The sequence below is a fragment of the Mesorhizobium sp. M4B.F.Ca.ET.214.01.1.1 genome (assembly GCF_004791545.1).
In the GTDB taxonomy this organism is placed as follows: domain Bacteria; phylum Pseudomonadota; class Alphaproteobacteria; order Rhizobiales; family Rhizobiaceae; genus Mesorhizobium; species Mesorhizobium abyssinicae.
On record NZ_SRUX01000010.1, the window covers coordinates 200,525 to 224,981 of the forward strand.

Below are 24,457 nucleotides of genomic sequence, written 5' to 3' on the forward strand. Positions count from 1 at the left end.
CGGCCGACGGGCCGCCCTTTTTCATGGACGAATTACCACTCAGGCGTTCCCGAAAGCCGCGGCCCCGTGGTCGGCGCGGCCGACGAGTTGCCGGAACCCGGCGAACAGCTCGCGGCCGAAGCCGAACTCGTTGCCGATGAGATCGGCATCCGCCGTGCGCCGCAGCGCGAATTCCGCGCCCGGCACCAGCACTTCCAGCGTGCCGGCATCGGCGTCGAGCCGGATGATGTCGCCGTCATGGATCCTGGCGATCGGGCCGTCCTCGACCGCTTCCGGCGTGACATGGATCGCCGCCGGCACCTTGCCAGACGCGCCCGACATGCGCCCGTCGGTCACCAGTGCCACCCGCTGGCCGCGATCCTGCAGGATGCCAAGCACGGTGGTCAGCTTGTGCAGTTCCGGCATGCCGTTGGCTTTCGGCCCCTGGAAGCGGATGACGGCGATGAAATCGCCGGTGAGCGTGCCGGCCTTGAAGGCGTCGTTCAGACCTTGCTGGCTGTCGAACACTTTTGCGGGCGCCTCGATGACGCGTCGCTCCGGCTTCACGGCGGAGGTCTTGATGACGGCATGGCCGAGATTGCCGCCAAGCACCTTCAGGCCGCCGGTCGGCTGGAACGCCTTCTTGAAAGGCGCCAGCACCTTCTCGTCGCCGCTTTCCAGCGGCGAGGCCTCACGCACCACGCCGCCATCGGCGCCGAGCCTGGCCTCGACCGCATAGGGGCGCAACCCTTCGCCCCACACCGTCTGCACGTCCTCGTGCAATATGCCCTCGTCGAGCAGTTCGCGGATCAGGAAGCCGAGCCCGCCAGCGGCGTGGAAATGGTTCACGTCGGCAAGCCCGTTCGGATAGACGCGGGCCAGCAGCGGCACCGCTTCCGACAGGTCCGAAATGTCCTGCCAGGTCAGCGCGATCCCGGCGGCGGCGGCCATCGCGATCAGGTGGATCGTGTGGTTGGTCGAGCCGCCGGTCGCATGCAGGCCGACGACGCCGTTGACGATCGAGCGCTCGTCGATCATGCGGCCGACCGGCGTGTAGTCGTTGCCGAGCGCGGTGATCGACAGCGCCCGCCTGGCCGCTTCCCTGGTCAGCGCGTCGCGCAGCGGCGTGCCCGGATTGACGAAGGAGGCGCCCGGCGTATGCAGGCCCATGATCTCCATCAGCATCTGATTGGAATTGGCGGTGCCGTAGAAGGTGCAGGTGCCCGGCCCATGATAGGATTTGGACTCCGCCTCGAGCAGCTCGGCCCGTCCCGCCTTGCCCTCGGCGTAGAGCTGGCGGACCTTGGCCTTCTCGTCGTTTGGCAGGCCGGTGGTCATCGGCCCGGCCGGCACGAACACTGCCGGCAGATGGCCGAAGGTGAGCGCGGCGATCACCAGCCCCGGCACGATCTTGTCGCAGACGCCGAGGAAGACGGCGGCGTCGAACATGTTGTGCGACAGCCCGATCGCCGCCGCCATGGCGATCACGTCGCGCGAGAACAGCGACAGCTCCATGCCGGGTTGGCCCTGGGTGACACCGTCGCACATCGCCGGCACGCCGCCGGCCACCTGCGCGATGCCGCCCGCCTCGCGCGCCGCTTCCTTGATCAGTGCCGGATAGGTCTCGAAGGGCTGATGCGCCGACAGCATGTCGTTGTAGGAGGTGATGATGCCGAGGTTGGGCACCCGGTCGCCGCCGAGCGCGACCTTCTCGGAAGGGCTGCAGACGGCAAAGCCATGCGCAAGGTTGCCGCACGACAGCACCGCCCGGTTGGCGCTGCGGCCGGAGGCTTCTGCGATGCGGCCGAGATAGGCCTCGCGGCCGGCCTTCGAGCGTTGGCGGATGCGCTCGGTGATGGCTTCGATGTCGCGTCTGGCGGTCATGGCAACGGTCCTTTCAGGCGGGGTCCCTGAACTTTCCGGCAGCCGGGACCCTCGGTATGGTCAAAATCAGGGCGCCCAGAAAACCTCGACGGTTCTGGGTGCCGCATCGATCACGGCGCCGATGGGCTTTCGCTTTCCCGGCGCCATCGCATCCTCGAAGGCACTGCGTTTTTCCGCGCCCTCGATGTGCAGGGCGATGAAGCCGGCGGCGATGATCCTTGCCATCGACAGCGTCAGCCGGGGCTCGCCGGCGCTTGCCGCGTGCACCGGCAGCACGATCCTTTGCGAGGACGGATCGAGCAGTCGTGGCAGGTCGTCGGCGTCGGGAAAGAACGAGGCGGTGTGGCCGTCGCCGCCCATCCCGAGCACGACCGCGTCGAGCGGCCAGGGCAGCGATATCAGCGCCTCGTTGTCGGACAGCGCCGCATCCTCGATGCTTGCCGCTTCATGGTAGAGCGGCACGAAGCGGGCGGCAGCCGCGGCGTTCTGCAGGAGATTGGCGGCCACCAGCCCGGCATTCGAGCGCGGCGAGGAGGCCGGCACGAAACGCTCGTCGACCAGCGTCACCGTGACCTTGTCCCAGGCGATCGGGGTCTTCGACAGCGCTGCGAAGAACTTCGCCGGCGTCGTGCCGCCGGAAACGGCAAGCAGCGCCGTGCCGCGCTCGCTGATCGCCTTGGTCAGCCGCGCCGCGACATGGCCGGCAAGCGCTGCCGCCAGCTGCTCGCGATCGGCGAAGCCATTCCAGTTGTAGGCGCCGCTCAATTGCTCTCGTGCCATGTCCGCCCATCGCGTTCGATCAGCGCGATCGAGGCCGACGGCCCCCATGTGCCGGCCGTATAGCCTTGCGCCTCCTGCCTGGCATTTTCCCAGGCGTTCTGGATCGGATCGATCCATTTCCAGGCCGCCTCGACTTCGTCGCGGCGCATGAACAGCGTCTGGTTGCCGCGCACCACGTCCATGATCAGCCGCTCATAGGCATCCGGCGCGCGCCCGTCGAAGGATTGCGCGAAGCTCATGTCGAGCGGGATCTGGCGCAGCCGCATGCCGCCCGGGCCCGGATCCTTGATCATGATGAACTGCTTGACGCCCTCATCCGGCTGCAGCCGGATCACCAGCTGGTTGGCGAAGATCGGTCCGGCGCTGTCGCCGAAGATCGAGTGCGGGATCGGCTTGAACTCGATGACGATTTCCGAGACGCGGGTCGCCAGCCTTTTGCCGGTCCTGAGGTAGAACGGGACGCCGGCCCAGCGCCAGTTGGCGATCTCGGCCTTGATGGCGACGAAGGTCTCGGTGTTGCTGTCCTTGCCGAGTTCCTCGACATAGCCTTTCACCGGGCCGCCGGCGGAGGCGCCGGCGCGATACTGGCCGCGCACCGTGTGCTTCGGTGCCTCGTTGCCGTTGATGCGCTTCAGCGCTCGCAGCACCTTCAGCTTCTCGTCGCGCACGGCGTCCGCGTCCATCGAGGACGGCGCCTCCATGGCGACGAGGCACAGAAGCTGCAGCATGTGGTTCTGCACCATGTCGCGCAGCGCGCCGGCCTTGTCGTAATAGGTGACGCGGTCCTCGAGGCCGACGGTCTCGGCGACCGTGATCTGCACGTGGTCGACATTGGCCGAGTTCCACAGCGGCTCGTAGAGCGCGTTGGCGAAGCGCAGCGCCATCAGGTTCTGCACCGTCTCCTTGCCGAGGTAGTGGTCGATGCGGAAGATCTGGCTTTCGTGGAAGTCGTCGCCGACAAGGTCGTTGAGCGCGCGCGCCGAGGCGAGGTCGCGGCCGATCGGCTTCTCCAGCACGATGCGCGAGTTCGGCGTGATCAGATTGTGTTCCTTGAGCTTGTGCGAGATGTCGCCGAACAGCGCCGGCGCCACGGCCAGGTAGAAGGCGCGGATGCGGTCGCTGTCGCCGATCGCCTTCTTTAGCTTGTCGAAGCCGGCGCCGGTGGTCGCGTCGGCCGAGACATAGGTGAGCCGGGCGAGGAACGTCTCCAGCTCCTTCGGATCGATGTCGGCGGGCTTCACGTGGTCCGAGATCGCCTGCTTGGCGAAGGCCTGGAACTCGGCGTCGGTCATTTTGGAACGCGACGTGCCGATGATCCTGGTCGGCTCGGAAAACTGATGGTCGCGCTGGCGATGATAGAGCGAAGGCAGGAGCTTGCGTTCCGACAGGTCGCCGGTGCCGCCGAAAATGATGAAGTCGAAAGGATCGACGGGGATGATCTGGCTGGTCATGGTCTGTCCGTTTTGACGCCGCGCTCAGGTACGAGGCTGATATATTCTAATCGATTTAAATATTCCAGTGCCATGGTGTCACAGGTGAGAACCGGTCGCTGGTTGTCGATTGGGTTCATGTGTGCCCTTGACACTGACGTAGCCCCGGGGGCTTCTCGGCAAGCGGTGGTTCCGGGGAGCTTTCGCAGGTGCAGCATAGAGCGGGATCGCGGCGAAAGCCAAAGGAGAAATGCCTTGCTTCGGGATGATCTTCAATGAGCGAAAAAGACACGCGTCTGGAAAACAAGGTTGCCATCATCACCGGCGCCGCATCTGGCTTTGGCGAGGGCATGGCCAGGCGCTTTGCCGAGGAGGGCGCCAGGATTGTCGTCGCCGACCTCAATGCCAAGGGCGCCGAGCGCGTGGCTGGCGAGATCGGCGACAAAGCGATCTGGACCCAGACCGACGTGTCGCAGCGCTCCGAATTCGACGAGATGGTCTATGCCGCCACGAGCGCCTTCGGCCGCATCGACATCATGGTCAACAATGCCGGTTATACGCACCGCAACGGCGACATGCTCGACGTCGACGAGACGACCTTCGATCTGATCACGGCCGTCAACATGAAGGCGATCTACCACGCGGCGCGCGCGGTGGTGCCGATCATGGAGCGGCAGGGCGGCGGCGTCATCCTTACCACCGCTTCGACCGCCGGCCTGAGGCCGAGGCCCGGCCTCACCTGGTACAATGCCTCGAAAGGCTGGGCGATCACCGCCACCAAGTCGATGGCGGTCGAGCTGGCGCCGAAAAACATCCGCGTCAACTGCCTCTGCCCGGTCGCCGGCGAGACCGGCATGCTGGAGAAGTTCATGGGCGCCGACACGCCGGAAATCCGCGAGAGGTTCCGCGCCTCGATCCCGCTCGGCCGCCTCTCGACGCCGCTCGACATCGCCAATGCAGCACTTTGGCTCGCCTCCGACGAAGCCGCTTTCATCACCGGCGTGGCGCTGGAGGTCGACGGCGGGCGCTGCATCTGAACGGCGGGCCTGAATTGACGAGCCGCCCGGGAACTGCATAAGGCTTCTCGAGGAGGCAGGGTGGCCATGCGATGAATGCCCGATTGCGCAAGATTCGCCGAAGCCTGTGGCACCGTCACAAGATCTACAGGGCAAGGCGCGCTCGTTCAAAGAGCAAGGCGACCTTCATCGGCGTCACCGGCAGTTCCGGCAAGTCGACGGCGGCGGCGTTGCTCGGCCATATTTTGGCCAGCCATGGCCCGGTCTACACGCAGGTTCTCGCCAACGCCATCGATGCGCTGGCCAGCACGCTCTACAAGCGTATGTGGAAATCGGGCAAGGTCGACCACGTCGTGTTCGAGGCAGGCGCCTATGGCGTCGACACCATCAGGCCGATGGCGGAACTGCTCAAGCCGCATGTGGCTGTCGTCACCATGGTCCGCCTCGAACATTTGGCCAGTTTCAGGACCCTGGAGAACGTCGCCCTGGAAAAGCGCGCCCTGGTCGATGCGCTGCCACCGGGCGGTCTTGCCGTGCTCAACGCCGACGATCCGCACGTGCTCGGCATGGCTTCGGGCACCAGGCATCGCGTCGTCACCTTCGGCCGGACGGAAGATGCGGATTATCGTGTCACCGACACGCAGGCCGCCTATCCTGAAACGCTGAGCCTCAAGGTCCGGTGGCGTGGCGGCACGCTCGACCTGAAGACGCTGTTTCCGGCCGAATATCTATGGCTGCCGACGGCGGCGGCTGTCGCCACCGCGCTGGAGCTCGGCGTGCCGCCCGAAAAAGTCGCGGCGCGCGTGGCGACGTTTCGGCCCTTGGTCAATCGCTGCCAGGTGCTCGTTATCGAGGACGGTCCGCACTTCCTGGTCGACACCGCCAAGGCACCCTGGCATTCGATCAACCTCGCCATCGACATGGTGGCCAAGGCCAAGGTCGCCTCAAAACGCATCGTTCTCGGCCAGATTTCGGATTATGTGGGTTCGACCAGAAAGTACCGTGACGCCTACAACACCGCGCGCGAGGTCGCTGGCCAGGTGATCTATGTCGGCGACAACGCGCATCGCTCGGGCGCCGGCCAGGCCGACCGCGATGGCGGCCGCTTCGTCGAATTGCGAACGCCCAGGGAAGTCTCCGACCACATCAGGAAAACGGCAGTACCGGGCGAACTGATCCTGCTCAAGAGCTCGTCCAACCTTCACCTCGAGAGGGTCGCGCTCGCCTGGACCCACGATGTCAAATGCTGGGTCCCGGTTTGCGGAAAAAGGTCTGGATGCCAGGGATGCGGCCTGTTCGAAGTGCCCTTCGAGCAACATCGCGCCCACGTCAGAAAGCGCAGGCGGGCCCGGCTATGGCAGTGGCTTAGGCTGACCGGCGGCGATGAAGCTCTCAGGCGCCGGTCTTGATGTAGGTCTTGTAGACCCAGCCGCGCTTGCCGTTATAGACGATCTGGCACCACTTCTTGCAGCTTATGACCTGCACCGAGGTCTTCGCGGGCACGGTGACCATGGCCGCCGCTTTCTGTTTCGGGCCGGCCCGCATGGTGACGGTCCGCAGGATGCGTCCGGTACTGGCCGCGCTGGCTTGTTGAGGCTTTGGCTTGGCATCGTCGCCTGCGGATGCCTGCGCTTCCGGCGCCTGCGGGTCCGGCGCGGGAATGGCGGCGGTCTTGGCGCCGTCGGGATCGTCCTTTGCCGGCGCCGCGCTGGGCGCGGCCACCTTGGACAGCAAGGCGGTGGCGTCTGATTGAGGCGCCGGTTCGGCGAATGCCGTGTCGGTTGGCTTGGCGGTCTCTTCGGCCTGTCGGCCTGCCGCCTGATCGGCTGGAGCAGGCGCGGGGTCGTTGGACGCGGCCTTGGTGCCCGGTGCGGTCCAGCGCGGGTCGTTGGACGCCAGCGCCGGTATCTTGGCTTCCTTGGCGGCGACGACGGCCGACACCGCGTCGGCTTTGCCCGCCGCCTGCGGCGCCACTGCGATCGCCGTGGCGTTCGCGCTGACGGGCGCGATCTTGGTTGTCTTGACCGGGATTGTCGGGACGCTTTGCGCCGGGCTGGCAATCGCTTGCCGGTCGCTGGCCGGCAGCGCCAGCCACAACGCAATCCCCGCCACGCCGAGCAGGGCCGCGGTGCCGACAGCGGCAATCACCAGATGCGAATTGGACCGCACGCCCTGCCAGAACGTGGGCCGCCTGTCATAGCCGAACTGCATTGCAAAGTGCCGCCGTTCCGGCGCGCCGAAACTGAAGGGCTCGTTCACTCTAACCACCTCCAATAGGTGGGCCGACGTTCTTTCGATCGGTGCCGGAGGTCCGGCGGTGATCGGCATCGGTCCCAAAAACACAAGCGGGCGGGCCCGCGAAAGTCCCCGTCTTACAGCCCAGAACCCGCATCCTTTGCCGGTGATTGTGGCATCAGTGCGCCCTTGCAACGAATTCTGCACCCTTGTTAAGGATTCCGCAACATGTCGCATCGGCACGAACTGCCGAATGGAATCAGGCAGATAGGCCGGGAGCTCCGTTCCGGCCGGTGCTTCCCTTGCGTCAGATCCTGTCGCGCAGGGCGAACCAACTGAGCGCCAGGAACAGCAAGGGCGCGCGGAAACGCCGGCCGCCGGGGAAGGGCGGGACCTTCAGATCCTCAATCAGCTTCAGCCGGTCGCGGTTGCCGAGCACGGTCTCGGCATAGAGCTTGCCGAAGAAGTTCGACAGCATGACGCCGTGGCCGGAATAGCCGCCGACCGAGATGACATTGGGCATCACTTCGCGCACGAATGGCTTGCGCGGCACGGTGATGCCGACATAGCCGCCCCAGCCGTGCGTGATCTCGACATCCTTCAACTCCGGATAGAGTTCCGCGATCTGGCGGCGGATATGGATGTGGATGTCCTTCGGATCGTTGACCGCGTAGACCTCGCGCCCGCCGAACAGAAGCCGGCCGTCTTTCGACTTGCGGAAGTAGCGCACGACGAAGCGGGAATCGTCGACCGACTCGCCGCCCGGCAGCACGGTCGAGGCCGATCCGAGCGGCACCGTCGCGCCGATGAAGGAGCCGATCGGCATGATGTGCGCGGCGCTCACCGGCTCGAGCGTGCCGCCATAGGCGTTGACGCCGATCAGGCATTTCTCGGCCGTGATCGTGCCTTTCGCCGTCGTCACCCTCACCTTGCCGCCGCCGGAGACGATGCCGGTCGCCGGCGTCCGCTCGAACAACTGCGCGCCGGCCCCGGCCGCTGCTTTCGCCGTGCCGATCACCAGCTTCAGCGGGTGGATGTGCCCGGTGCCGGTGTCGCGCGTGCCGCCGAAATAGCGCGTCGAGCCCAGCCGCTCTGCGGCTTCCTTCGCGTCCATGAAGGAAATGTGCGGGTAGCCGAAGCGGCTCGCCATGATCTCGGCATGCGCCTTGTAGTCGTCGACATAGCGCTGCTTGTGCGCCACCGACAGCTGGCCAGGCATGTAGTCGATCTCGATCCTGTTGACGGCGGCAAATTCGAGCAGATGCGCCTTGGCCTCCTCGGCGAGGTCGAACAGCGCCTTGGCGCGGGAAAGGCCGTATTCCGCCTCCATCTCCTCGGCCCAGGCGCGCTGGCCGGTACCGAGCTGGCCGCCATTGCGCCCCGAAGCGCCGTCGCCGAACCGATGCGCCTCGATGAGCACGACATTGCTGCCGGCCTTCGCCAGATGCGCCGCCGCTGACAGGCCGGTGAAGCCGCCGCCGACGATGACGACATCGCATTGGCGGTCGCCGTCGAGAGCGGGGTATTCGGGCCGTGATCCGGCCGTGTCCTCGTACCAGGAGCGGCCGGGGGATACTGGGGATTGGTAGAGCATGATTGAGTAGGGGAGTAGGAGAGTAGGGGAGTAGGGGATAGGGGATAGGGGATAGGGGAGCTAGTCGGCTGAGAGTTTGCGGATCAGAAGGCGAAGAAGCTTCCCGACACTTTCGGTCCCCTCCAACAATGAAACCGTCGTCGGTTTCGACGCGATACCGGTACGCTCGGCAATCAAGATCTGCGTCTCCAATTCCTTTAGTGACCCTTGGGCGATGCGGAGAAATTGCTGATAGGAACCGCGGATCTCTCTGCCATAACCCTCAGCTATATTCGCGGGTATCGAGCTGGCTGCACGGCGCACCTGGCTGGTCAAACCATAAAGTTCCTCCTTCGGCCAGGATTTCGTTGCGCCATACACTGCCACGGCGAGATCCATGGCTTGCTGCCAGACAATCAGGTCCTTGTAGGAACCCGTTTTCTCATTCATTCGCCCTACTCCCCTACTCCCCTACTCCCCTAAACATTCAGCAACAAATACTCCCGCTCCCACGGGCTGATCACTTCCATGAAGGTCTCGAACTCGGCCCGCTTGATCGCCGCATAGGTCGCGGTGAAGGACTTGCCGAGTATGGAGCCGAGGTCCTCGTCGGCCTCGAACAGGTCGACGGCCTCGAGCAGGCTGCGCGGCAGGTCGATCTCATCGGCGTTCGCGGTGGTCAGCACCGGGGGCTCGGCCTTGACCTTGTTGATCATGCCGATCAGCCCGCAGGCGAGTGACGCGGCGAGCGCCAAATAGGGGTTGGCGTCGGAGGACGGGATGCGGTTTTCGACGCGCCGCGCCGCCGGATCCGAGCGCGGCACGCGGAAGGCGGTGGTGCGGTTGTCGTAGCCCCATTTGTTGTTGACCGGCGCCGAGGCCGCCTGCGTCAGCCGCCGGTAGGAATTGACATATGGCGCGAACATCACCAGCGCGTTCGGCACATGCTTCTGCATGCCGCCGATGAAGTGGAAGAAATCGTCCGTCTCCGAACCGTCCTCGGCCGAGAAGACGTTCCTGCCGGTCTTCCTGTCGACGATCGACTGATGGATGTGCATCGCCGAGCCCGGCTGGCCCTGGATCGGCTTGGCCATGAAGGTGGCGTAGATCTCGTGCTTGAGCGCTGCCTCGCGGATGGTGCGCTTGAACATGAACACCTGGTCGGCGAGCTCGATCGGGTCGCCGTGGCGCAAATTGATCTCGAGCTGGCCGGCGCCTTCCTCGTGGATCAGCGTGTCGATCTCCAGGCCCTGTCCTTCGGAGAAGTGGTAGATGTCGTCGATCAATTCGTCGAACTCGTTGACGCCGGCGATCGAGTAGCCGGCGCCGCCGCCGATCGGCCGTCCCGAGCGCCCGACGGGCGGCGTCAGCGGATAGTCCGGATCCGGGTTCTTGCGCACCAGGTAGAACTCGATCTCGGGCGCCACCACCGGCTTCAGCCCGCGATCGGCGTAGGCGGCGAGCACGCGCTTCAAGACGTTGCGCGGCGTGAACTCGACCGAGCGCCCATCCTGGTGGACGAGGTCGCAGATGACAGCCGCCGTCGGGTCCTCTTCCCACGGCACCACGGTCAGCGTCGAAAGGTCGGGCATCAACTTGAGGTCGCCGTCATCCTCAGGATAGTGGAAGCCGTTGCCGTCTTCCGGATAGCCGCCGGAAATCGTCGTCATGAACACCGCCGAGGGCAGGGCCAGCGAAGTGTTGGAGGTGAATTTCTTCGACGGCATCATCTTGCCGCGGGCAACGCCGGCCTGGTCGGGCGTGATGCACTCGATGTCTTCGATGCCGCGCCATTCGAGCCAGGCGCTGACTTCCTTCCAGTTCTTGACGCCACGTTGGCTTTTCACGAAGGCAGGCGTACGGGCGCGTCCTCCGCGGCTCGACGGACGGACTTCCTTTTTTGCAGGCGGCATCAGTCACCAGATTGGGTTGCGGATGGCGAAGTATAGCCGTGGCCGGCGATGGAAGGGAAGGGGAGCCGCTCGACCGGCCGCCGCTGTTGAAATTCGCGGCGGTGAGCTTAGGTTCGACGCCTCGCGAAATGCGACTACCTTACGCGCCGAACGCAGGACAGCCATGCCCACCCATGAATTGACGACGATCGGCTTCGATGCCGACGACACGCTGTGGCAGAACGAGCAGTTCTTCCGCCTCACGGAAAAGCGCTTCGCAGGGCTGCTTGCCGAGCATGGCGAGGCCGATCATGTTTCGGCAAGGCTGCTCGAGGCCGAGCGGCGCAACCTTGCCGTCTACGGTTTCGGCATCAAGGGCTTCACGCTGTCGATGATCGAAACCGCCATCGAGGTCAGCAGTGGCCGCGTGCCGGGGTCGGTCGTGGCCGAGATCCTTGCCGCCGGACGCGAGATGCTCAGTCATCCGATCGAACCGCTGCCGCATGCGCGCGAGACCGTGGAGAAACTGGCCGGCGCCTATCGTCTCGTGCTCATCACCAAGGGCGACCTTTTCGACCAGGAGCGCAAGCTGGCGCAATCGGGCCTCGGCGATCTGTTCGACGCCGTCGAGATCGTCAGCGACAAGAGCGCGGCCACCTATGCCCGTGTCTTCAGTCGCCACGGCGACGGGCCGGGGAAAAGCATGATGGTCGGCAACTCGCTGAAGTCCGACGTCGTGCCGGCCATCGAGGCCGGCGGCTGGGGCGTCCACGTGCCGCACGAGTTGACCTGGGTGCTCGAGCATGTCGAGGCGCCGACGGCCGCGCCGCGTTTTCGCCAGATCGCCGATCTCGGGCAATTGCCTGCGCTGATCGAAGGCATCGTCACGGCTGACTGAGCCTGTCGAGATTTGCGGCCGGTCGACCCGAATTTTTGGTCAGCCGCGCACGAGCCCGATCAGCCGGTCGATCACCGGTTGCAGCCTTTCGGGAGTGATCGGCTTGGCGACCACGGCATCGATTACGCTGGATAGGCCGAGGCTCTCCGGTGTGCCAGTCTTGGTTGAAAGCAGGATCACCGAAGGCAATGCCTTGCCCGAGATCCGCCTGAGCGCGTCGATGCCGGAGATCAGCGCATCGCAGTCCTTGTTGTCGGCGCCGCCATCGAGCACGACTGCGCCGGGAATGAGGCCCCGCAGCGCCTTCGCGGCCGTTTCAGGCGATTCGGAAATCGGCTTCAGCCCTGATTTCTCGACGATTTTCGCCACGACGACGCGATTGATCGGGGATCGTCCGATGACCAGCACCTGCGAGAAATCCGTCGCCAGGCCGGCATCTGTGCCGCGAGCCGCCGCATTGGCGTGGTCTGCAGTCCTGGTCTCTCGATCAGTGGGGCTCATGGGCGGGCGGGCACTCGTCTCTGTTTCAATGCAGGGTTGAAACCTGAGGAACAATTGGCGTGAGATTGCCACCGGTGTCAAGCTGAAATGGCTAACATCTGGAATATAGCAAGAAAACCTAAAATTTAGTGCAAGTTCTATTCCTGGCAGTAGTGGATCGGCTGTGAAAAACGAGTAGTGGATCGGGCCGTCAAAAACGAAAGTCGCCCGCGCGTTGCGGCGCGGGCGAGACAGAGTTCGGCCTTTGCGCGGTCGCAGTGCGAATGCGCGGTGGAGTTTGACTAGCTGTGGCTTTGCTGGGTCACGATCACCGGGATCAGCAGATCGCCCCAGTTGCCGTCGCCGCCATGATGTCTGGCCGAACGCACCAGTTCCACCGAGACGCCCGCTTCGACCGCCTTCATCACCGACTGGTTGAGCCTGTGCAGGTCATTGGCCAGCATGCGGATGGTTGCCTGCTGGTCGACGCTCATCGCCGAGGATTGCTCTTCGGCTCTTTCCTTGACGCGGCTAATCGATGCCATTGGTCTTCTCCTTTAAGTTGCCCTTCGGGCGTTTCCTCTGTTGGTCGTCTCTTGCGCCGGCTCACTCTGCCGCCGGCTTGAACTGCGCGTGTTCGGTCGATTCATGCATGGCCGTTGTCGAGGACTGGCCGCCGCTGATCGCCATCGACACCGCATCGAAATAGCCGGTGCCGACCTCGCGCTGGTGCTTGGTCGCGGTGTAGCCATGGACCTCGGCCGCGAATTCGGCTTCCTGCAATTCCGAATAGGCTGCCATCTGCCGTGCCTTGTAGCCACGCGCCAGCTCGAACATGCCGAAGTTGAGCTGGTGGAAACCAGCCAGCGTGATGAACTGGAACTTGTAGCCCATGGCGCCGAGTTCCCGCTGGAACTTGGCGATCGTCGCGTCGTCGAGGTTCTTCTTCCAGTTGAACGACGGCGAGCAGTTGTAGGCCAGCAGCTTGCCCGGATGATGCTTGCGCACGCCCTCGGCGAACTTCTTGGCCTGCGCCAGATCCGGCTTCGAGGTCTCGCACCAGATCAGGTCCGCGTGGGGCGCGTAAGCGATGGCGCGCGCGATGCACGGCTCGATGCCGTTCCTGACCTGGTAGAAGCCTTCGACCGTGCGGCCCGCGTCATAGTCGACGAAGGGCCGGTCGCGCTCGTCGATGTCCGAGGTCAGAAGCTTCGCCGCCTCGGCGTCGGTGCGCGCCACGACCAGCGTCGGCGTGCCCATCACGTCGGCCGCGAGACGGGCCGCATTGAGGTTGCGGATATGCGCCGCCGTCGGGATCAGCACCTTGCCGCCGAGATGGCCGCACTTCTTCTCCGACGCCAGCTGGTCCTCGTAGTGGACGCCGGCGGCGCCCGCCTCGATGAATGCCTTCATGATTTCGAAGGCGTTGAGCGGCCCGCCGAAGCCGGCCTCGGCGTCGGCGACGATCGGCGCGAACCAGGTCTCAACCGAAAGTCCCTTGCCTTCGGAGGTCTCGATCTGGTCGGCGCGCTGCAGCGTGCGATTGATGCGCTTGACCAGTTCCGGCGCCGCGTTGGCTGGGTAGAGCGACTGGTCGGGATACATGGCGGACGCGGTGTTGGCGTCGGCCGCGACCTGCCAGCCCGACAGGTAGATCGCCTTCAGCCCGGCTCTGACCTGCTGCATGGCCTGGTTGCCGGACATCGCGCCGAGCGCGTTGACGAAGTCCTCCTCGTGGATGAGCTTCCACAGCCGGTTGGCTCCCATCTCGGCCAGGCTCTGGCGGATCTGGACCGAGCCGCGCAACCGCTTCACATCCTCCAGCGAATAGGGCCGCTCGATGCCGTCGAAGCGGCCTTCGGGCGCGGATGGGACAAGGTTGTAAAAATCGGTCATTGGATACTCCAGTTCATTCGATGCCGGTTTTGGAAACGTCGCCCATGGGAGTTGTGCGCCGCCGATGTGTGACATCATTTACACCGCACTGCGAAAAGCGCGAGGAAAACCGCAACATCGACCGGAAAATAAGGGAAAATCAGTGTTGCGTTTGACTGGTGAGCCTTGTAAATTTGTCACGATTGTAAAAGGGCCGAGAAGGTACTTGCGGCCAAATCGTGTAAATTACTGTCAAGGATGGATGGAGTGGCTGACCAGAAGATCTTTGCCGGGCCGCGCATCCGCCGCATCCGCAACGCCAAGGGCCTGACCCAGACGGCGATGGCCGAAGGGCTCGGTATCTCGCCGTCCTATCTCAACCTCATCGAGCGCAACCAGCGGCCGCTGACGGTGCAGCTGATCCTCAAGCTGGCATCGGTCTACAAGATCGATCCGCATGAATTGCAGGGCGAGGCGAAGGGTTCGATATCGGCGCTCAGGGAAGTGTTCGGCGATCCGCTGCTGTCGGGCGAACTGCCGGGCGACCAGGAGCTGATCGAGCTCGCCGAGGCCGCTCCCAATGCTTCCGCCGCGATGGTGAAGCTGTTTCGCGCCTATCGCGAGCAGGCGGAGCGGCTTTCCGACCTCAACGAGCTTCTGGCGCGCGAAGGCCGCGCCACCGCCCTGTCCGGCGCCCGGCTGCCGGTCGACGAGGTGCACGAAATCTTCGAGCGCCGGCCGAACCATTTCACCGCCCTGGAGGAGGAGGCCGAGGCCTTCACGGCGCTGCTCGATCCTGGCGACGACCTGTTCGGCGCGCTGAAGACCTGGCTGAAGCGCGAATATGGCATCGTCGTCAAGGTGCTGCCGGTCGCCACCATGCCGAACTGGCGCCGCCGCTACGACCGCCATTCGCAGCGCCTGTTCCTGTCCGAACGGCTGTCGCCTTTCGACCAGTTGCGCGAGGTGGCGATGGAAGCCTCGCTGATCCGCATGACGGTCGCGGTCGCCGGCGAGATCCAGGCGCTGAAGCTGACGACGGACGAGGCCCGCCGGCTGGCGCGCTTCGAGCTTGGCCGTTACGCCGCCCACGCGCTGATGATGCCCTATCAGGCGTTTCACGCGGCCGCGCTGCGCTCCCGCTACGACATCGACGTGCTGCGTTCGCGTTTCGGCGTGTCCTTCGAGCAGGCGGCCAACCGCCTGACCATGCTGCAGCGGCCGGGATCGGCGGGCGTGCCGTTCTTCATGCTGGAGGTCGACAATGCCGGCAACCGCTTCCGCAAGGCCGGCAGCCAGGGCTTTCCGCAGAGCCGCTTCGGCGGCGGCTGCCCGAAGCTCGCCGTCCATGCCGCCTTCACTCAGCCCGGGCAGATCCTGGTGGAAGCGGTGGAAATGCCGGACGGCGCCGAATTCCTCTGCATTGCCCGCACGCTGGAAGGTCCACAGGGCGCCTTCTCGGAGCGGCCGCGCCGCACGGCGCTGCTCATCGGCTGCGATATCGGCTTTCGTGACGAGATCGTCTATGGCGGAGCCCTTCCGGGGACGGCGGGCGGCAAGTCGGGGCAGGGCGTCGCCGTTGCCACGCCGGTGGGACCCGCCTGCCGGCTCTGCGAACGCATAGGTTGCCTGGCGCGCGCCGAGCCGCCGGTGACGCGGCCGCTCGGCCTCGACGAGATGGTGACCGGCCTGAGCGCTTTCGATTTCCAGTGACGTCGATTACTGGTCGGCCCGGAGGCTCGTCCTCCGTTGCAACAGCAAGCCATTGCGGTTTCCCCCCGCAATATTGCCGTCGGCAATATTGATTAAGCATTGGCGTCGCGATATCAAAAAAGAATTGCGCAAGGCTGGGGGGTCGGCGAATGAACAGGACAGTTTTTTGGCTTGGGCTGACGCTTGCCCTTTCAGCTTCATCCGCATTTGCGGAGAAATCCTCGGAATTCTTCAAATCGTACCAACAATACAACGATGCCGGTAAGGCCTTCCTCGACAAGATCGAGCCCAGGACCGGAGCGATAGATCTCGCCGAAGGCGTGCACCTCGACCTCAAGGGCAAGTTCTACTTCCTGGACAAGAAGGATTCCGCCTCTGTCCTGACCGAGGCCTGGGGCAATCCGCCAGATGTCGGCACCGGCTCCGTCGGCATGATTTTCCCGGTAAACCACGACCCCATCTCCGAGAACAATTGGGGCATAGAGCTGCGCTGGGAAAAGATCGGCTATGTCGATGACAGCGACGCGGCGTCCATCGACTATGCTGAATTGCTGCGCGGCATGCAGGAAGACACTCGGTCGAGCAACGATCAAAGGGTGAAGGATGGATTTCAGCCCGTCACCTTGATCGGCTGGGCCTCGCCGCCGGTCTACGATGCCGTCAACAAGCGCCTGCACTGGGCCAAGGAGCTGCAGTTCGGAACCGATGCCGTCCACACGCTGAACTACGATGTGCGCTTTCTCGGCCGGGAGGGCGTGTTCGTGATGAGCTACATCGCCACGGTCGATCAACTGCCGGAGATCAGGCAAAGCCTGGACGAGGTGCTCGGCATCGCCGCCTTCAGCCCCGGCAAGAAGTATGTCGATTTCAAGCCAGGCTTCGACACCGTCGCCGCCGTCGGCATCGGTGGCCTCATTGCCGGCAAGCTGGCGGCCAAGGCCGGCCTGCTGGCGGTGGCGCTGATCGCGCTGAAGAAGTTCGGCGTGATCCTGCTGGTTCCGCTGGCGGGCCTTTGGCGGCTCATTCGGCGCAACCGAGACGCCTCCTCCTAAAGTGCGATGACCGGTCTCTGCCGACCGAATGGCCGAGTTGCTGGTCGTCAGTGCGCCAAACGGAATGCGAGGCTGGATCACGCCTCGCGGCCGTCGGTGCGTTACGCCAATGCGGCGCGTTCCTGCCGCCCATCGCGCATCGTGCCGCCCTGAAATCGCCGACAGCCGCAACCATGACCGACGCCGCATCGCCAGCTTCGCCAGCCGTCCCGCCGCGCCCGGCCATCTCGCCCGGCGAGGAGCGCGTCGGCATGCTGCTGGTGTTCCTGTCGGCGCTGATGTGGAGCTTTGGCGGCACCATCGCCCGTTTCATCGACGTCACCGACAACTGGACGATCGTGTTCTGGCGTTCGCTCTGGGCGGTGGCGTTTCTGCTCTGCTTCATGGCCTGGCGCGACGGCTGGCGGGGCACGCTGAGATTGTTTCGCGACATGGGCCTGCCGGGCCTTGCCGTCGCGGTCTGCTTCGCCACCGCGTCGACCTCGTTCATCGTGGCGCTTTCCTACACCACGGTCGCCAACATCCTCTTGATGCAGGCCGGCGTGCCGCTGCTGGCGGCACTGCTTGCCTGGGTGGTGTTTCGAGAGCGGGTGGCGACGGCGACCTGGGTGGCGATCGCCGCCGTAATCACCGGCGTCGCCATTATGGTCTCGGAATCGCTCGATGGCGCGGTGTCTCCCATCGGCGATGGCCTGGCCCTGCTCATCGCCTGCATGTTCTCGATCGCCACCGTGATCACCCGGCGCTTCGCCCATGTGCGCATGACGCCGGCCAACTGCCTCGCCGCGCTGCTCGCCTGCGCCTTTGCCGCATCCCAGGCGTCGCAGTTCGCCGTGTCCAGTCACGATATGGCTTTCCTGTTTGCCTTCGGCGTCCTCAATCTTGGCGTCGGCCTTGCCTTCTTCGCCACCGGCGCCCGTCTCGTTCCGGCAGCGATGGCGGCACTGCTTGGCACGTTCGAGCCGATCCTCGGCCCGATCTGGGTCTGGCTCGTGCATTCCGAGGTGCCATCGGCGCGCACGATTGTCGGCGGCGCGGTCGTCGTCGCCGCGCTCCTCGTCCACATCGCTCTCGAGTTCAAGCGCCAGGCGCGGCCCGAGCGGCCGGGCGTCACCGGCGTGCCGTCTCCGAATTGATGAAGCGCAGGCGCCAAAGCGCGCGATGAGCCATTGACAACGTCGCTGCCGGGCGGGCAGGCTAAGAGCACGGCAACAACAAGACAGGCGTATCTTGCCAAGTCTCAATGCCGGTCCGATCGGGACCGGACCACATCGTCGTATCCCTGCCCGCGCCATGGCGAAAGCCTCTGACGACGTCGGCACACCCCCCAGGCCACGGCAACGGCCCAAAGCTTTTTCCGGCTCCGCATCGCACCGCCCCTATGCCGGCTGTTCGCGCTTGTCGCTCCCCGGAAAGCTCAATAATCTGAAGCAAAAGCCCAGCCGCGCGGACACCGCGACGGATTGGCGACGGAACACTCACCAAAGGAGAACAACATGATCCGCAAAGCGCTCTGGCTTTCGGCGACATCGGTATTTCTGGCGCTTTTGACGCCTGCCGGTCACGCCGAGGACCGCGTCGTCAACGTCTTCAACTGGTCCGATTATATCGACCCGACGATCATCGAAGACTTCACCAAGAAGACCGGCATCAAGGTCGTCTATGACACCTTCGATTCCAACGAAATCCTGGAAACCAAACTGCTGGCCGGCGGCAGCGGCTATGACGTCGTCGTGCCGAGCGGCAATTTCCTTGCCCGCCAGATCCAGGCCGGCGTTTTCCAGAAGCTTGACAAATCGAAACTGCCGAACCTCTCCAACATGTGGGACACAGTTTCGGAAAGAACCGCCAAATACGACCCCGGTAACGAGTACTCCATCAACTACATGTGGGGCACGGTGGGCCTCGGCTACAACATCAAGAAGGTGCAGGCAGCGCTTGGCACCGACAAGATCGACAGCTGGGACGTGTTCTTCAATCCGGACAATCTGGCCAAGCTGAAGGATTGCGGCGTTTATGTGCTGGATTCGCCGGCCGACATCATCCCGGCCGCGCTGAAATATCTCGGCCTCGACCCCAACAGCACCTCTCCCGACGAGATCGCCAAGGCCGAGGAAGCGTTGCTGAAGGTGCGGCCTTATATCCGCAAGTTCCATTCATCGGAGTACATCAATGCGCTCGCCAATGGCGACATCTGCCTGGCTGTGGGCTGGTCGGGCGACGTCTTCCAGGCGCGCAACCGCGCCGTCGAGGCCAAGCAGGGCGTCGAGATAGGCTACTCGGTGCCGAAGGAAGGCGCCCAGATGTGGTTCGATCAGATGGCGATCCCCGCCGACGCGCCGCATGTCGCCGAAGCGCATGAGTTTCTCAACTACATGATGACGCCGGAGGTGATCGCGAAGTCGTCGAATGCGGTGCTCTATGCCAACGGCAACAAGGCCTCGCAGCAGTTCGTCGACAAGGCGCTTCTGGACGACCCGGCGGTCTATCCTGACGCGGCGACCCTGGAGAAGCTCTACACCGTCCAGCCCTACGATCCGAAGACCCAGCGCGTCATCACGCGCACCTGGACCAAGATCGTGACCGGCCAGTAGGCAAATCGGCGCGACCCCGGCGGCAGGGCGCCGGGGTCGTGCTCTTTGGGGGCAAGACAAAAGGACGGAGTGGGGAACATGAAATCGCTTGGCAGCATCCGCAGGGACTTCGCGCCATGGAACGACCCGAACGCCAAGCCATACATCCAGTTCGACAATGTCACCAAGAAGTTCGGTGACTTCACCGCCGTCAACAACCTGTCGCTCACCATCTTCGAGCGCGAGTTCTTCGCGCTGCTCGGCGCCTCCGGCTGCGGAAAGTCGACGCTCTTGAGGATGCTTGCCGGTTTCGAGGAGCCGACCGCCGGGCGCATCCTGCTCGATGGCCAGGACCTGCGCGGCATCCCGCCCTATCGGCGGCCGGTCAACATGATGTTCCAGTCCTATGCGCTGTTCCCGCACATGACGGTCGAGAACAACATCGCCTTCGGCCTCAAGCAGGAAGGTATGCCCAAGTCCGACATCGAAAAGCGCGTCGCCGAGATGCTGAAGCTGGTCAAGCTCGAGCAGTTCGCCAAGCGCAAGCCGCACCAATTGTCGGGTGGCCAGCGCCAGCGTGTCGCGCTCGCCCGCTCGGTCGCCAAGCGCCCCAAGGTTCTGCTGCTGGACGAGCCGCTCGGCGCGCTGGACAAGAAGCTGCGCGAGGAAACGCAATTCGAACTGATGGACCTGCAGCAGGAGCTCGGCCTCACCTTCGTCGTCGTCACCCACGACCAGGAAGAGGCGATGACCATGGCCGACCGCATCGCCATCATGGACAAGGGCGAGGTGATGCAGGTCGCGACGCCGGCGGAAGTCTATGAAGCTCCCACCTCCCGCTTCGTGGCGCATTTCGTCGGCAACGTGAACATGTTCGAGGGCAAGGTCGCCGAGCGGGCGGCGAACACGACGCGCATCACCGGGGCGACCGGAGCCCAGATCGTCGTCGAGAATGGCGGCAATACCGCCGCCGGCGCCGACATCGTCTTCGCCATCAGGCCGGAGAAGATCAAGGTTTCGTCGAAGAAGCCGGTCGATGCGGTCAACGCGCTTGAAGGCGAGGTCTATGACGTCGCCTATCTCGGCGACATGACCGTCTATCACATCCGGCTCGACGACGGACAGATGGTGCGCGCGAGCGCCATGAACGCCTCGCGCGTCAGCGATGATCCGCTGACCTGGAACGATCGCGCCTGGGTCTCCTTCCGGCCCGACGCCGGCGTCGTGCTGGCGCGGTAGAGGCGATCATGTCGAGCGCCGTAACCGCTGAAACAACCTCGCCGGCAGCCGATCTCGCCAAATCCCCGCTGGCCAGACTGGGTTCTGCCTTCGTCAACCGCCTGGTCATCATCGTCCCCTATCTCTGGCTGCTGTTCTTCTTCCTCATCCCGTTCGTCATCGTCTTCAAGATCTCGCTCTCGACGACGGCGATCGCGATGCCGCCCTACACCCCTGTGCTCGATTTCAGCGGCGGCATTTCCGGCTTCTTCGGCCAGCTGAAGCAGCTCGGCGTCGACAACTACACCTGGCTGACCGAGGACGCGCTCTACTTCAACGCCTATGTGACCAGCCTGATCATCGCCGCGATCTCGACGGTGCTGACGCTGATCGTCGGCTATCCGATCGCCTACGGCATGGCGCGCGCGCCGGCGACGATCCGGCCGACCTTGCTGATGCTGGTGATCCTGCCGTTCTGGACCTCGTTCCTGATCCGCGTCTACGCCTGGATCGGTATCCTCAAGCCGGAGGGCCTGCTCAATCAGCTGCTGCTCGCCACCGGCGTCATCAGCCAGCCGCTGATCATCCTCAACACCTACACGGCGATCTTCATCGGCATCGTCTATTCCTACCTGCCGTTCATGGTGCTGCCGCTCTATTCGTCGTTGGAGAAGATGGACTATTCGCTGATCGAGGCCGCCAAGGACCTCGGCTGCCCGCCGACCAGCGCCTTCTGGAAGATCACCTTCCCGCTGTCGCTGCCCGGCGTCATCGCCGGCTGCCTGCTGGTCTTCATCCCGGCGGTCGGCGAGTTCGTCATTCCCGACCTGCTCGGCGGTTCGCAGACTCTGATGATCGGCAAGACCTTGTGGAACGAGTTCTTCGCCAATCGCGACTGGCCGGTTTCGTCGGCCGTCGCCGTCATCCTGCTGCTGCTGCTGATCGTGCCGATCATGCTCTTCCAGCAGGCCCAGGCGCGCGCGCAGGAGCAGGGCAGATGAACGCCACCTGGAGCCGCTTCAACATCACTTCGGTCGTGCTCGGCTTTGCCTTCCTCTATCTGCCGATCGTGCTGCTCATCGTCTTTTCCTTCAACGAATCGAAGCTGGTCACCGTCTGGGGCGGCTTCTCGACCAAATGGTACGTATCGCTGTTCCACAATCAGGGCCTGATGGACGCCACATGGGTGACGGCGCGCGTCGGCGTCATCTCGGCCACCGTGGCCACCGTGCTTGGCACGCTGGCGGCCATCACCTTGACGCGCTACACGCGCTTCAGGGGGCGCATCCTGTTTTCCGGCATGGTCTTTGCGCCGCTGGTCATGCCGGAAGTTATCACCGGCCTGTCGCTGCTCCTGCTCTTCGTCGCCGTCGGCCTCGACCGCGGCTTCCTGACCGTGACGCTCGCCCACATCACCTTCACCATGTGCTTCGTGGCGGTCGTCGTGCAGTCGCGCCTGGTTTCCTTCGACCGGTCGCTTGAAGAGGCGGCGATGGATCTCGGCGCGCCGCCGGTGAAGACATTCTTCCACATCACACTGCCGGTCATCCTGCCGGCGATCATCTCCGGCTGGATGCTGGCCTTCACGCTGTCGCTCGACGATCTGGTCATTGCCTCCTTCACCTCAGGGCCGGGCGCCACCACGCTGCCGATGAAGATTTACAGCCAGGTCCGTCTCGGCGTGACGCCCGAAATCAACGCCGCCTGCACCATCCTGATCGCGGTCGTCGCCGTCGGCGTCATCATCGCCTCTGTCGCCAACAAGCGGCGCGAGGTCCAGCGTCAGCGCGACGAGCAGGCTGCGCAGCGCGGGTAGGGGGCGTCGGGGTCAGGCGCGAACTTACTCGCCGGAAACGCCGCGGCTGATCGGCGAGATGAATGGCGTGCTCCAGGTGCCGCCGACGAAGAACAGCGACTGGTTGGGAGCCTGGGGAGGCTGATTGGTCGGCTGGCCGCTAGGCTGCTGCTGCGCCGGCTGTCCGCTCGGGGTGACACCGCCCGACAGTGCCAGCCCGCGTCCGGCATAGGAGGCGATGCCGGACAGCCAGATCTTGGATTTCGCCGAATTGGCTTCGGCCTTGTCGAGCCGCGCCACGCCCTTGGAGATGCTGGCCTTGATCTCGGCGCCATCGATCGGCAGCGTGCCGTCGGCAACGTCGTCAAGCGCGAAGAAACCGCCCTGCTCGGTATGTTTGAGGAAGGCCGGCAGGTTGAGCCTGGTGAGGGCGCCCGGTCCGACGGTCGCTGAGACCGATCCGTCGGCATTTTCGAAGATGGAATTCCAGGATCTGCCCGGCCCCTTGAGGATGACCGAAACGGTTGCCGTCCCGACAGGCACCAATCGTGTCATTCCCGCCGCGGTGGCGAACGCGCCGCCATCGACGTCGGAAGCCAGAAGCCGGATCTCCACTTGCGTGCCCTCGGGCTTGCGGTCGAAGCGCAGGCTGCTCTGGATGTTGCCGCCGAAGGCGGAGGCGTCGGAAATGTCGAAGACGGCGAGCCCGTTCTTGACCTGCGCCGTGGCGGCAACGTCGGCAAGCTGGACCGGTCCGGCGGTGGCGTGCGCCGCCGACAGGCGGAGGTCGAGATTGATCTTGTCGGCGAAACTGGTGTCGATCTCGCCGGGGCCGGCTTCACCGGTCGGCGTGATCGGGGTGAAGGCGGAGAGGAACGATCTGAGGTCGAGCGTGTCGAAGGCGAGCGTGCCGGAGATGACCGGGAGCGCTTCGCTGAAGGAGAAGTCCAGCGCCCCCATTCCCGGATTGTTGTCGAGCGCCACCGTGGTGTTTTCGAACTTCACCCGGCCGGCCGCCGCCGTCACCTTGCTCGCGACCGAAACCGCGCCGATCGCCGCGCCGGGCGCGATGCCGGCCTGCGACCACTCCAGCACGCGCCGCAGCGAGGGCGCCGCGAACTTTGCCTGGCCGTCGAAATAGGCGTTGTCCGACATCGAAGCGACGCCGTCGAAGGAGAAGCTCGCTGGCGCAGCCTTGAAGGACAGTGTGATCGGCGCTGCGCCTCCGGCGAAAAACACCAGCGGCTTGGCCGACGCGAAGTCGACGGCGACGCTTTCGCCGCGCCAGATCCCCGTCGCCGTCAGTGTCGCATTGCTGTTCATCGCCGCCCAGTTCGCCTGGCCGGACAGGCTGCTGAGGATCTCCTGCTCCTTGCCGCCGATCGAGGCCACCACGCGGCCGTCGCGGAATTCGACGGTGCCGAACGGGTCGGAGGGCAATTTGCCGAGATCGGGTTTCTGCGGGTTGGCGGTGACGAGGCCTCGCGCTGTGTCGATCGAGCGCGTGATGCGGCCGCCGGTCGGAATGGCTGGCAGGAAGAGGCCCTTGGCGGTGCGCTGGACCCTGATCGTCGGCCGCACCAGCCTGGCCGTCGAGAACACGACGTCGCCTTGCAAGGCCGCCATGGCGGAAAGATCGACCTCGACCCGTTCGGCCTCGATCACAGGCGGCGCGTCGGTCTCGGTCCATTGCGAAAGCGTCACGTCGGTCAAGATGGCGCGAAAAGTCGGCCACACCTCGATGCGCGGCGAGCCGTCGATGGTGACCCTGAAACCGCTCCAGGCACTCATCTCCCAGGCGATGCGGTCGCGCACGATGCGGGTCGAGGCAATCAGCGGCAGCGCGGCGACGACCAGCGCGATGACGAGCACGGCAACGCCGACCGCCCATACTCCGCGCCGGATCAAAGATGATGGCATATCGCCCTATATGCTTCCATTGCCGACAAATCGCTCGACGGGTGTAACCCAGCGCCGACGCATTTCAAGTCTTTATGGCCCGGCGATGGCATTTGCGCACACTCTGGAGGTGCTGGCCGAACAAAATCTTGCTCTGCTGCGCTG

The 24,457-nt window shown here is 64.5% G+C and carries 21 protein-coding genes; 10 read left to right on the forward strand and 11 right to left on the reverse strand.

What is annotated here, in order from left to right:
- Positions 1 to 39: 39 nt before the first annotated feature.
- The 3 genes from edd to zwf form a co-directional block, all read right to left on the reverse strand.
- Positions 40 to 1,863 carry a phosphogluconate dehydratase gene (gene edd, locus EN857_RS20885; RefSeq protein WP_135859157.1) on the reverse strand — a complete coding sequence of 608 codons (1,824 nt, stop codon included), beginning with the start codon at positions 1,861 to 1,863 and terminating at the stop codon, positions 40 to 42.
- Positions 1,864 to 1,929: 66 nt separating this feature from the next.
- Positions 1,930 to 2,643, reverse strand: a complete 714-nt coding sequence (pgl, locus tag EN857_RS20890) for a 6-phosphogluconolactonase (protein ID WP_135859159.1) — start codon at positions 2,641 to 2,643, stop codon at positions 1,930 to 1,932.
- Positions 2,625 to 4,094: a glucose-6-phosphate dehydrogenase gene (gene zwf, locus EN857_RS20895; RefSeq protein WP_135859162.1), complete on the reverse strand. Its 1,470-nt coding sequence runs from the start codon at positions 4,092 to 4,094 to the stop codon at positions 2,625 to 2,627. The genes pgl and zwf overlap by 19 nt, the downstream gene beginning before the upstream one ends.
- Positions 4,095 to 4,348: 254 nt before the next feature.
- Here zwf and EN857_RS20900 point away from each other — a divergent pair, with 254 nt between their 5' ends.
- Positions 4,349 to 5,110, forward strand: a complete 762-nt coding sequence (locus EN857_RS20900) for an SDR family oxidoreductase (protein WP_135859164.1) — start codon at positions 4,349 to 4,351, stop codon at positions 5,108 to 5,110.
- A gap of 83 nt (positions 5,111 to 5,193) precedes the next feature.
- Positions 5,194 to 6,498, forward strand: coding sequence for a Mur ligase family protein (locus tag EN857_RS20905; protein ID WP_245478195.1), 1,305 nt, complete (start codon positions 5,194 to 5,196; stop codon positions 6,496 to 6,498).
- Here EN857_RS20905 and EN857_RS20910 read toward each other — a convergent pair.
- From EN857_RS20910 to EN857_RS20925, 4 genes are all read right to left on the reverse strand, one after another.
- The gene (locus EN857_RS20910) at positions 6,482 to 7,348 is read right to left on the reverse strand and encodes an SH3 domain-containing protein (RefSeq protein ID WP_135859166.1); all 867 of its coding nucleotides are present in this window, start codon (positions 7,346 to 7,348) and stop codon (positions 6,482 to 6,484) included. The two genes, EN857_RS20905 and EN857_RS20910, sit on opposite strands and share 17 nt — an antisense overlap.
- Positions 7,349 to 7,631: 283 nt before the next feature.
- Complete coding sequence (locus tag EN857_RS20915) at positions 7,632 to 8,918, reverse strand: FAD-binding oxidoreductase (protein WP_135859169.1); 1,287 nt, start codon at positions 8,916 to 8,918, stop codon at positions 7,632 to 7,634.
- Positions 8,919 to 8,978: 60 nt separating this feature from the next.
- Positions 8,979 to 9,347: a four helix bundle protein gene (locus EN857_RS20920; RefSeq protein WP_135859171.1), complete on the reverse strand. Its 369-nt coding sequence runs from the start codon at positions 9,345 to 9,347 to the stop codon at positions 8,979 to 8,981.
- Positions 9,348 to 9,376: 29 nt separating this feature from the next.
- Complete coding sequence (locus EN857_RS20925) at positions 9,377 to 10,810, reverse strand: glutamine synthetase family protein (protein ID WP_135859174.1); 1,434 nt, start codon at positions 10,808 to 10,810, stop codon at positions 9,377 to 9,379.
- 163 nt (positions 10,811 to 10,973) lie between these two features.
- Here EN857_RS20925 and EN857_RS20930 point away from each other — a divergent pair, with 163 nt between their 5' ends.
- Positions 10,974 to 11,687 (forward strand): HAD family hydrolase, encoded by a 714-nt coding sequence (locus EN857_RS20930; RefSeq protein WP_135859176.1) that lies wholly within the window; start codon positions 10,974 to 10,976, stop codon positions 11,685 to 11,687.
- A 39-nt stretch (positions 11,688 to 11,726) separates the two neighbouring features.
- Here the strand turns inward: EN857_RS20930 and EN857_RS20935 are convergent, their stop codons facing one another.
- The 3 genes from EN857_RS20935 to aceA all read right to left on the reverse strand — a co-directional run bounded on the left by EN857_RS20935 (position 11,727) and on the right by aceA (position 14,063).
- Positions 11,727 to 12,188, reverse strand: coding sequence for a response regulator (locus tag EN857_RS20935; RefSeq protein ID WP_245511342.1), 462 nt, complete (start codon positions 12,186 to 12,188; stop codon positions 11,727 to 11,729).
- Between the two features lie 281 nt (positions 12,189 to 12,469).
- Complete coding sequence (locus EN857_RS20940) at positions 12,470 to 12,712, reverse strand: hypothetical protein (protein ID WP_127287374.1); 243 nt, start codon at positions 12,710 to 12,712, stop codon at positions 12,470 to 12,472.
- Between the two features lie 61 nt (positions 12,713 to 12,773).
- Complete coding sequence (gene aceA / locus EN857_RS20945) at positions 12,774 to 14,063, reverse strand: isocitrate lyase (protein ID WP_135859178.1); 1,290 nt, start codon at positions 14,061 to 14,063, stop codon at positions 12,774 to 12,776.
- 246 nt (positions 14,064 to 14,309) lie between these two features.
- On the opposite strand from aceA, the gene EN857_RS20950 reads away from it, so the two are divergent.
- The 7 genes from EN857_RS20950 to EN857_RS20980 all read left to right on the forward strand — a co-directional run bounded on the left by EN857_RS20950 (position 14,310) and on the right by EN857_RS20980 (position 22,414).
- Positions 14,310 to 15,755, forward strand: a complete 1,446-nt coding sequence (locus EN857_RS20950; RefSeq protein ID WP_135859181.1) for a helix-turn-helix domain-containing protein — start codon at positions 14,310 to 14,312, stop codon at positions 15,753 to 15,755.
- Between the two features lie 149 nt (positions 15,756 to 15,904).
- Positions 15,905 to 16,807, forward strand: coding sequence for a DUF2167 domain-containing protein (locus EN857_RS20955; RefSeq protein WP_135859184.1), 903 nt, complete (start codon positions 15,905 to 15,907; stop codon positions 16,805 to 16,807).
- Between the two features lie 173 nt (positions 16,808 to 16,980).
- Positions 16,981 to 17,943 carry a DMT family transporter gene (locus EN857_RS20960; RefSeq protein WP_135859186.1) on the forward strand — a complete coding sequence of 321 codons (963 nt, stop codon included), beginning with the start codon at positions 16,981 to 16,983 and terminating at the stop codon, positions 17,941 to 17,943.
- A gap of 360 nt (positions 17,944 to 18,303) precedes the next feature.
- Positions 18,304 to 19,401 carry a polyamine ABC transporter substrate-binding protein gene (locus EN857_RS20965; protein WP_127392522.1) on the forward strand — a complete coding sequence of 366 codons (1,098 nt, stop codon included), beginning with the start codon at positions 18,304 to 18,306 and terminating at the stop codon, positions 19,399 to 19,401.
- 78 nt (positions 19,402 to 19,479) lie between these two features.
- A complete protein-coding gene (locus EN857_RS20970) occupies positions 19,480 to 20,619 on the forward strand; it encodes an ABC transporter ATP-binding protein (RefSeq protein ID WP_135859189.1) in 1,140 nt (379 codons plus the stop codon).
- An 8-nt stretch (positions 20,620 to 20,627) separates the two neighbouring features.
- Positions 20,628 to 21,599, forward strand: a complete 972-nt coding sequence (locus tag EN857_RS20975; protein ID WP_187331370.1) for an ABC transporter permease subunit — start codon at positions 20,628 to 20,630, stop codon at positions 21,597 to 21,599.
- Positions 21,596 to 22,414, forward strand: coding sequence for an ABC transporter permease subunit (locus EN857_RS20980; RefSeq protein WP_127284455.1), 819 nt, complete (start codon positions 21,596 to 21,598; stop codon positions 22,412 to 22,414). Before EN857_RS20975 ends, EN857_RS20980 begins: the two co-directional genes overlap by 4 nt.
- A gap of 24 nt (positions 22,415 to 22,438) precedes the next feature.
- Here EN857_RS20980 and EN857_RS20985 read toward each other — a convergent pair whose 3' ends face one another.
- Positions 22,439 to 24,313, reverse strand: coding sequence for an AsmA family protein (locus EN857_RS20985; RefSeq protein ID WP_135859193.1), 1,875 nt, complete (start codon positions 24,311 to 24,313; stop codon positions 22,439 to 22,441).
- Between the last annotated feature and the right edge of the window lie 144 nt (positions 24,314 to 24,457).

Coding starts and splice junctions, on each gene's coding strand:
- EN857_RS20925 (WP_135859174.1), bottom strand. CDS start 10,810: ATGCCGCCTGCAAAAAAGGAAGTCCGTCCGTCGAGCCGCGGAGGACGC.
- EN857_RS20955 (WP_135859184.1), top strand. CDS start 15,905: ATGAACAGGACAGTTTTTTGGCTTGGGCTGACGCTTGCCCTTTCAGCT.
- EN857_RS20960 (WP_135859186.1), top strand. CDS start 16,981: ATGACCGACGCCGCATCGCCAGCTTCGCCAGCCGTCCCGCCGCGCCCG.
- EN857_RS20940 (WP_127287374.1), bottom strand. CDS start 12,712: ATGGCATCGATTAGCCGCGTCAAGGAAAGAGCCGAAGAGCAATCCTCG.
- EN857_RS20970 (WP_135859189.1), top strand. CDS start 19,480: ATGAAATCGCTTGGCAGCATCCGCAGGGACTTCGCGCCATGGAACGAC.
- EN857_RS20920 (WP_135859171.1), bottom strand. CDS start 9,347: ATGAATGAGAAAACGGGTTCCTACAAGGACCTGATTGTCTGGCAGCAA.
- EN857_RS20975 (WP_187331370.1), top strand. CDS start 20,628: ATGTCGAGCGCCGTAACCGCTGAAACAACCTCGCCGGCAGCCGATCTC.
- EN857_RS20965 (WP_127392522.1), top strand. CDS start 18,304: ATGATCCGCAAAGCGCTCTGGCTTTCGGCGACATCGGTATTTCTGGCG.
- pgl (WP_135859159.1), bottom strand. CDS start 2,643: ATGGCACGAGAGCAATTGAGCGGCGCCTACAACTGGAATGGCTTCGCC.
- edd (WP_135859157.1), bottom strand. CDS start 1,863: ATGACCGCCAGACGCGACATCGAAGCCATCACCGAGCGCATCCGCCAA.
- EN857_RS20930 (WP_135859176.1), top strand. CDS start 10,974: ATGCCCACCCATGAATTGACGACGATCGGCTTCGATGCCGACGACACG.
- EN857_RS20980 (WP_127284455.1), top strand. CDS start 21,596: ATGAACGCCACCTGGAGCCGCTTCAACATCACTTCGGTCGTGCTCGGC.
- aceA (WP_135859178.1), bottom strand. CDS start 14,063: ATGACCGATTTTTACAACCTTGTCCCATCCGCGCCCGAAGGCCGCTTC.
- EN857_RS20900 (WP_135859164.1), top strand. CDS start 4,349: ATGAGCGAAAAAGACACGCGTCTGGAAAACAAGGTTGCCATCATCACC.
- zwf (WP_135859162.1), bottom strand. CDS start 4,094: ATGACCAGCCAGATCATCCCCGTCGATCCTTTCGACTTCATCATTTTC.
- EN857_RS20915 (WP_135859169.1), bottom strand. CDS start 8,918: ATGCTCTACCAATCCCCAGTATCCCCCGGCCGCTCCTGGTACGAGGAC.
- EN857_RS20985 (WP_135859193.1), bottom strand. CDS start 24,313: ATGCCATCATCTTTGATCCGGCGCGGAGTATGGGCGGTCGGCGTTGCC.
- EN857_RS20935 (WP_245511342.1), bottom strand. CDS start 12,188: ATGAGCCCCACTGATCGAGAGACCAGGACTGCAGACCACGCCAATGCG.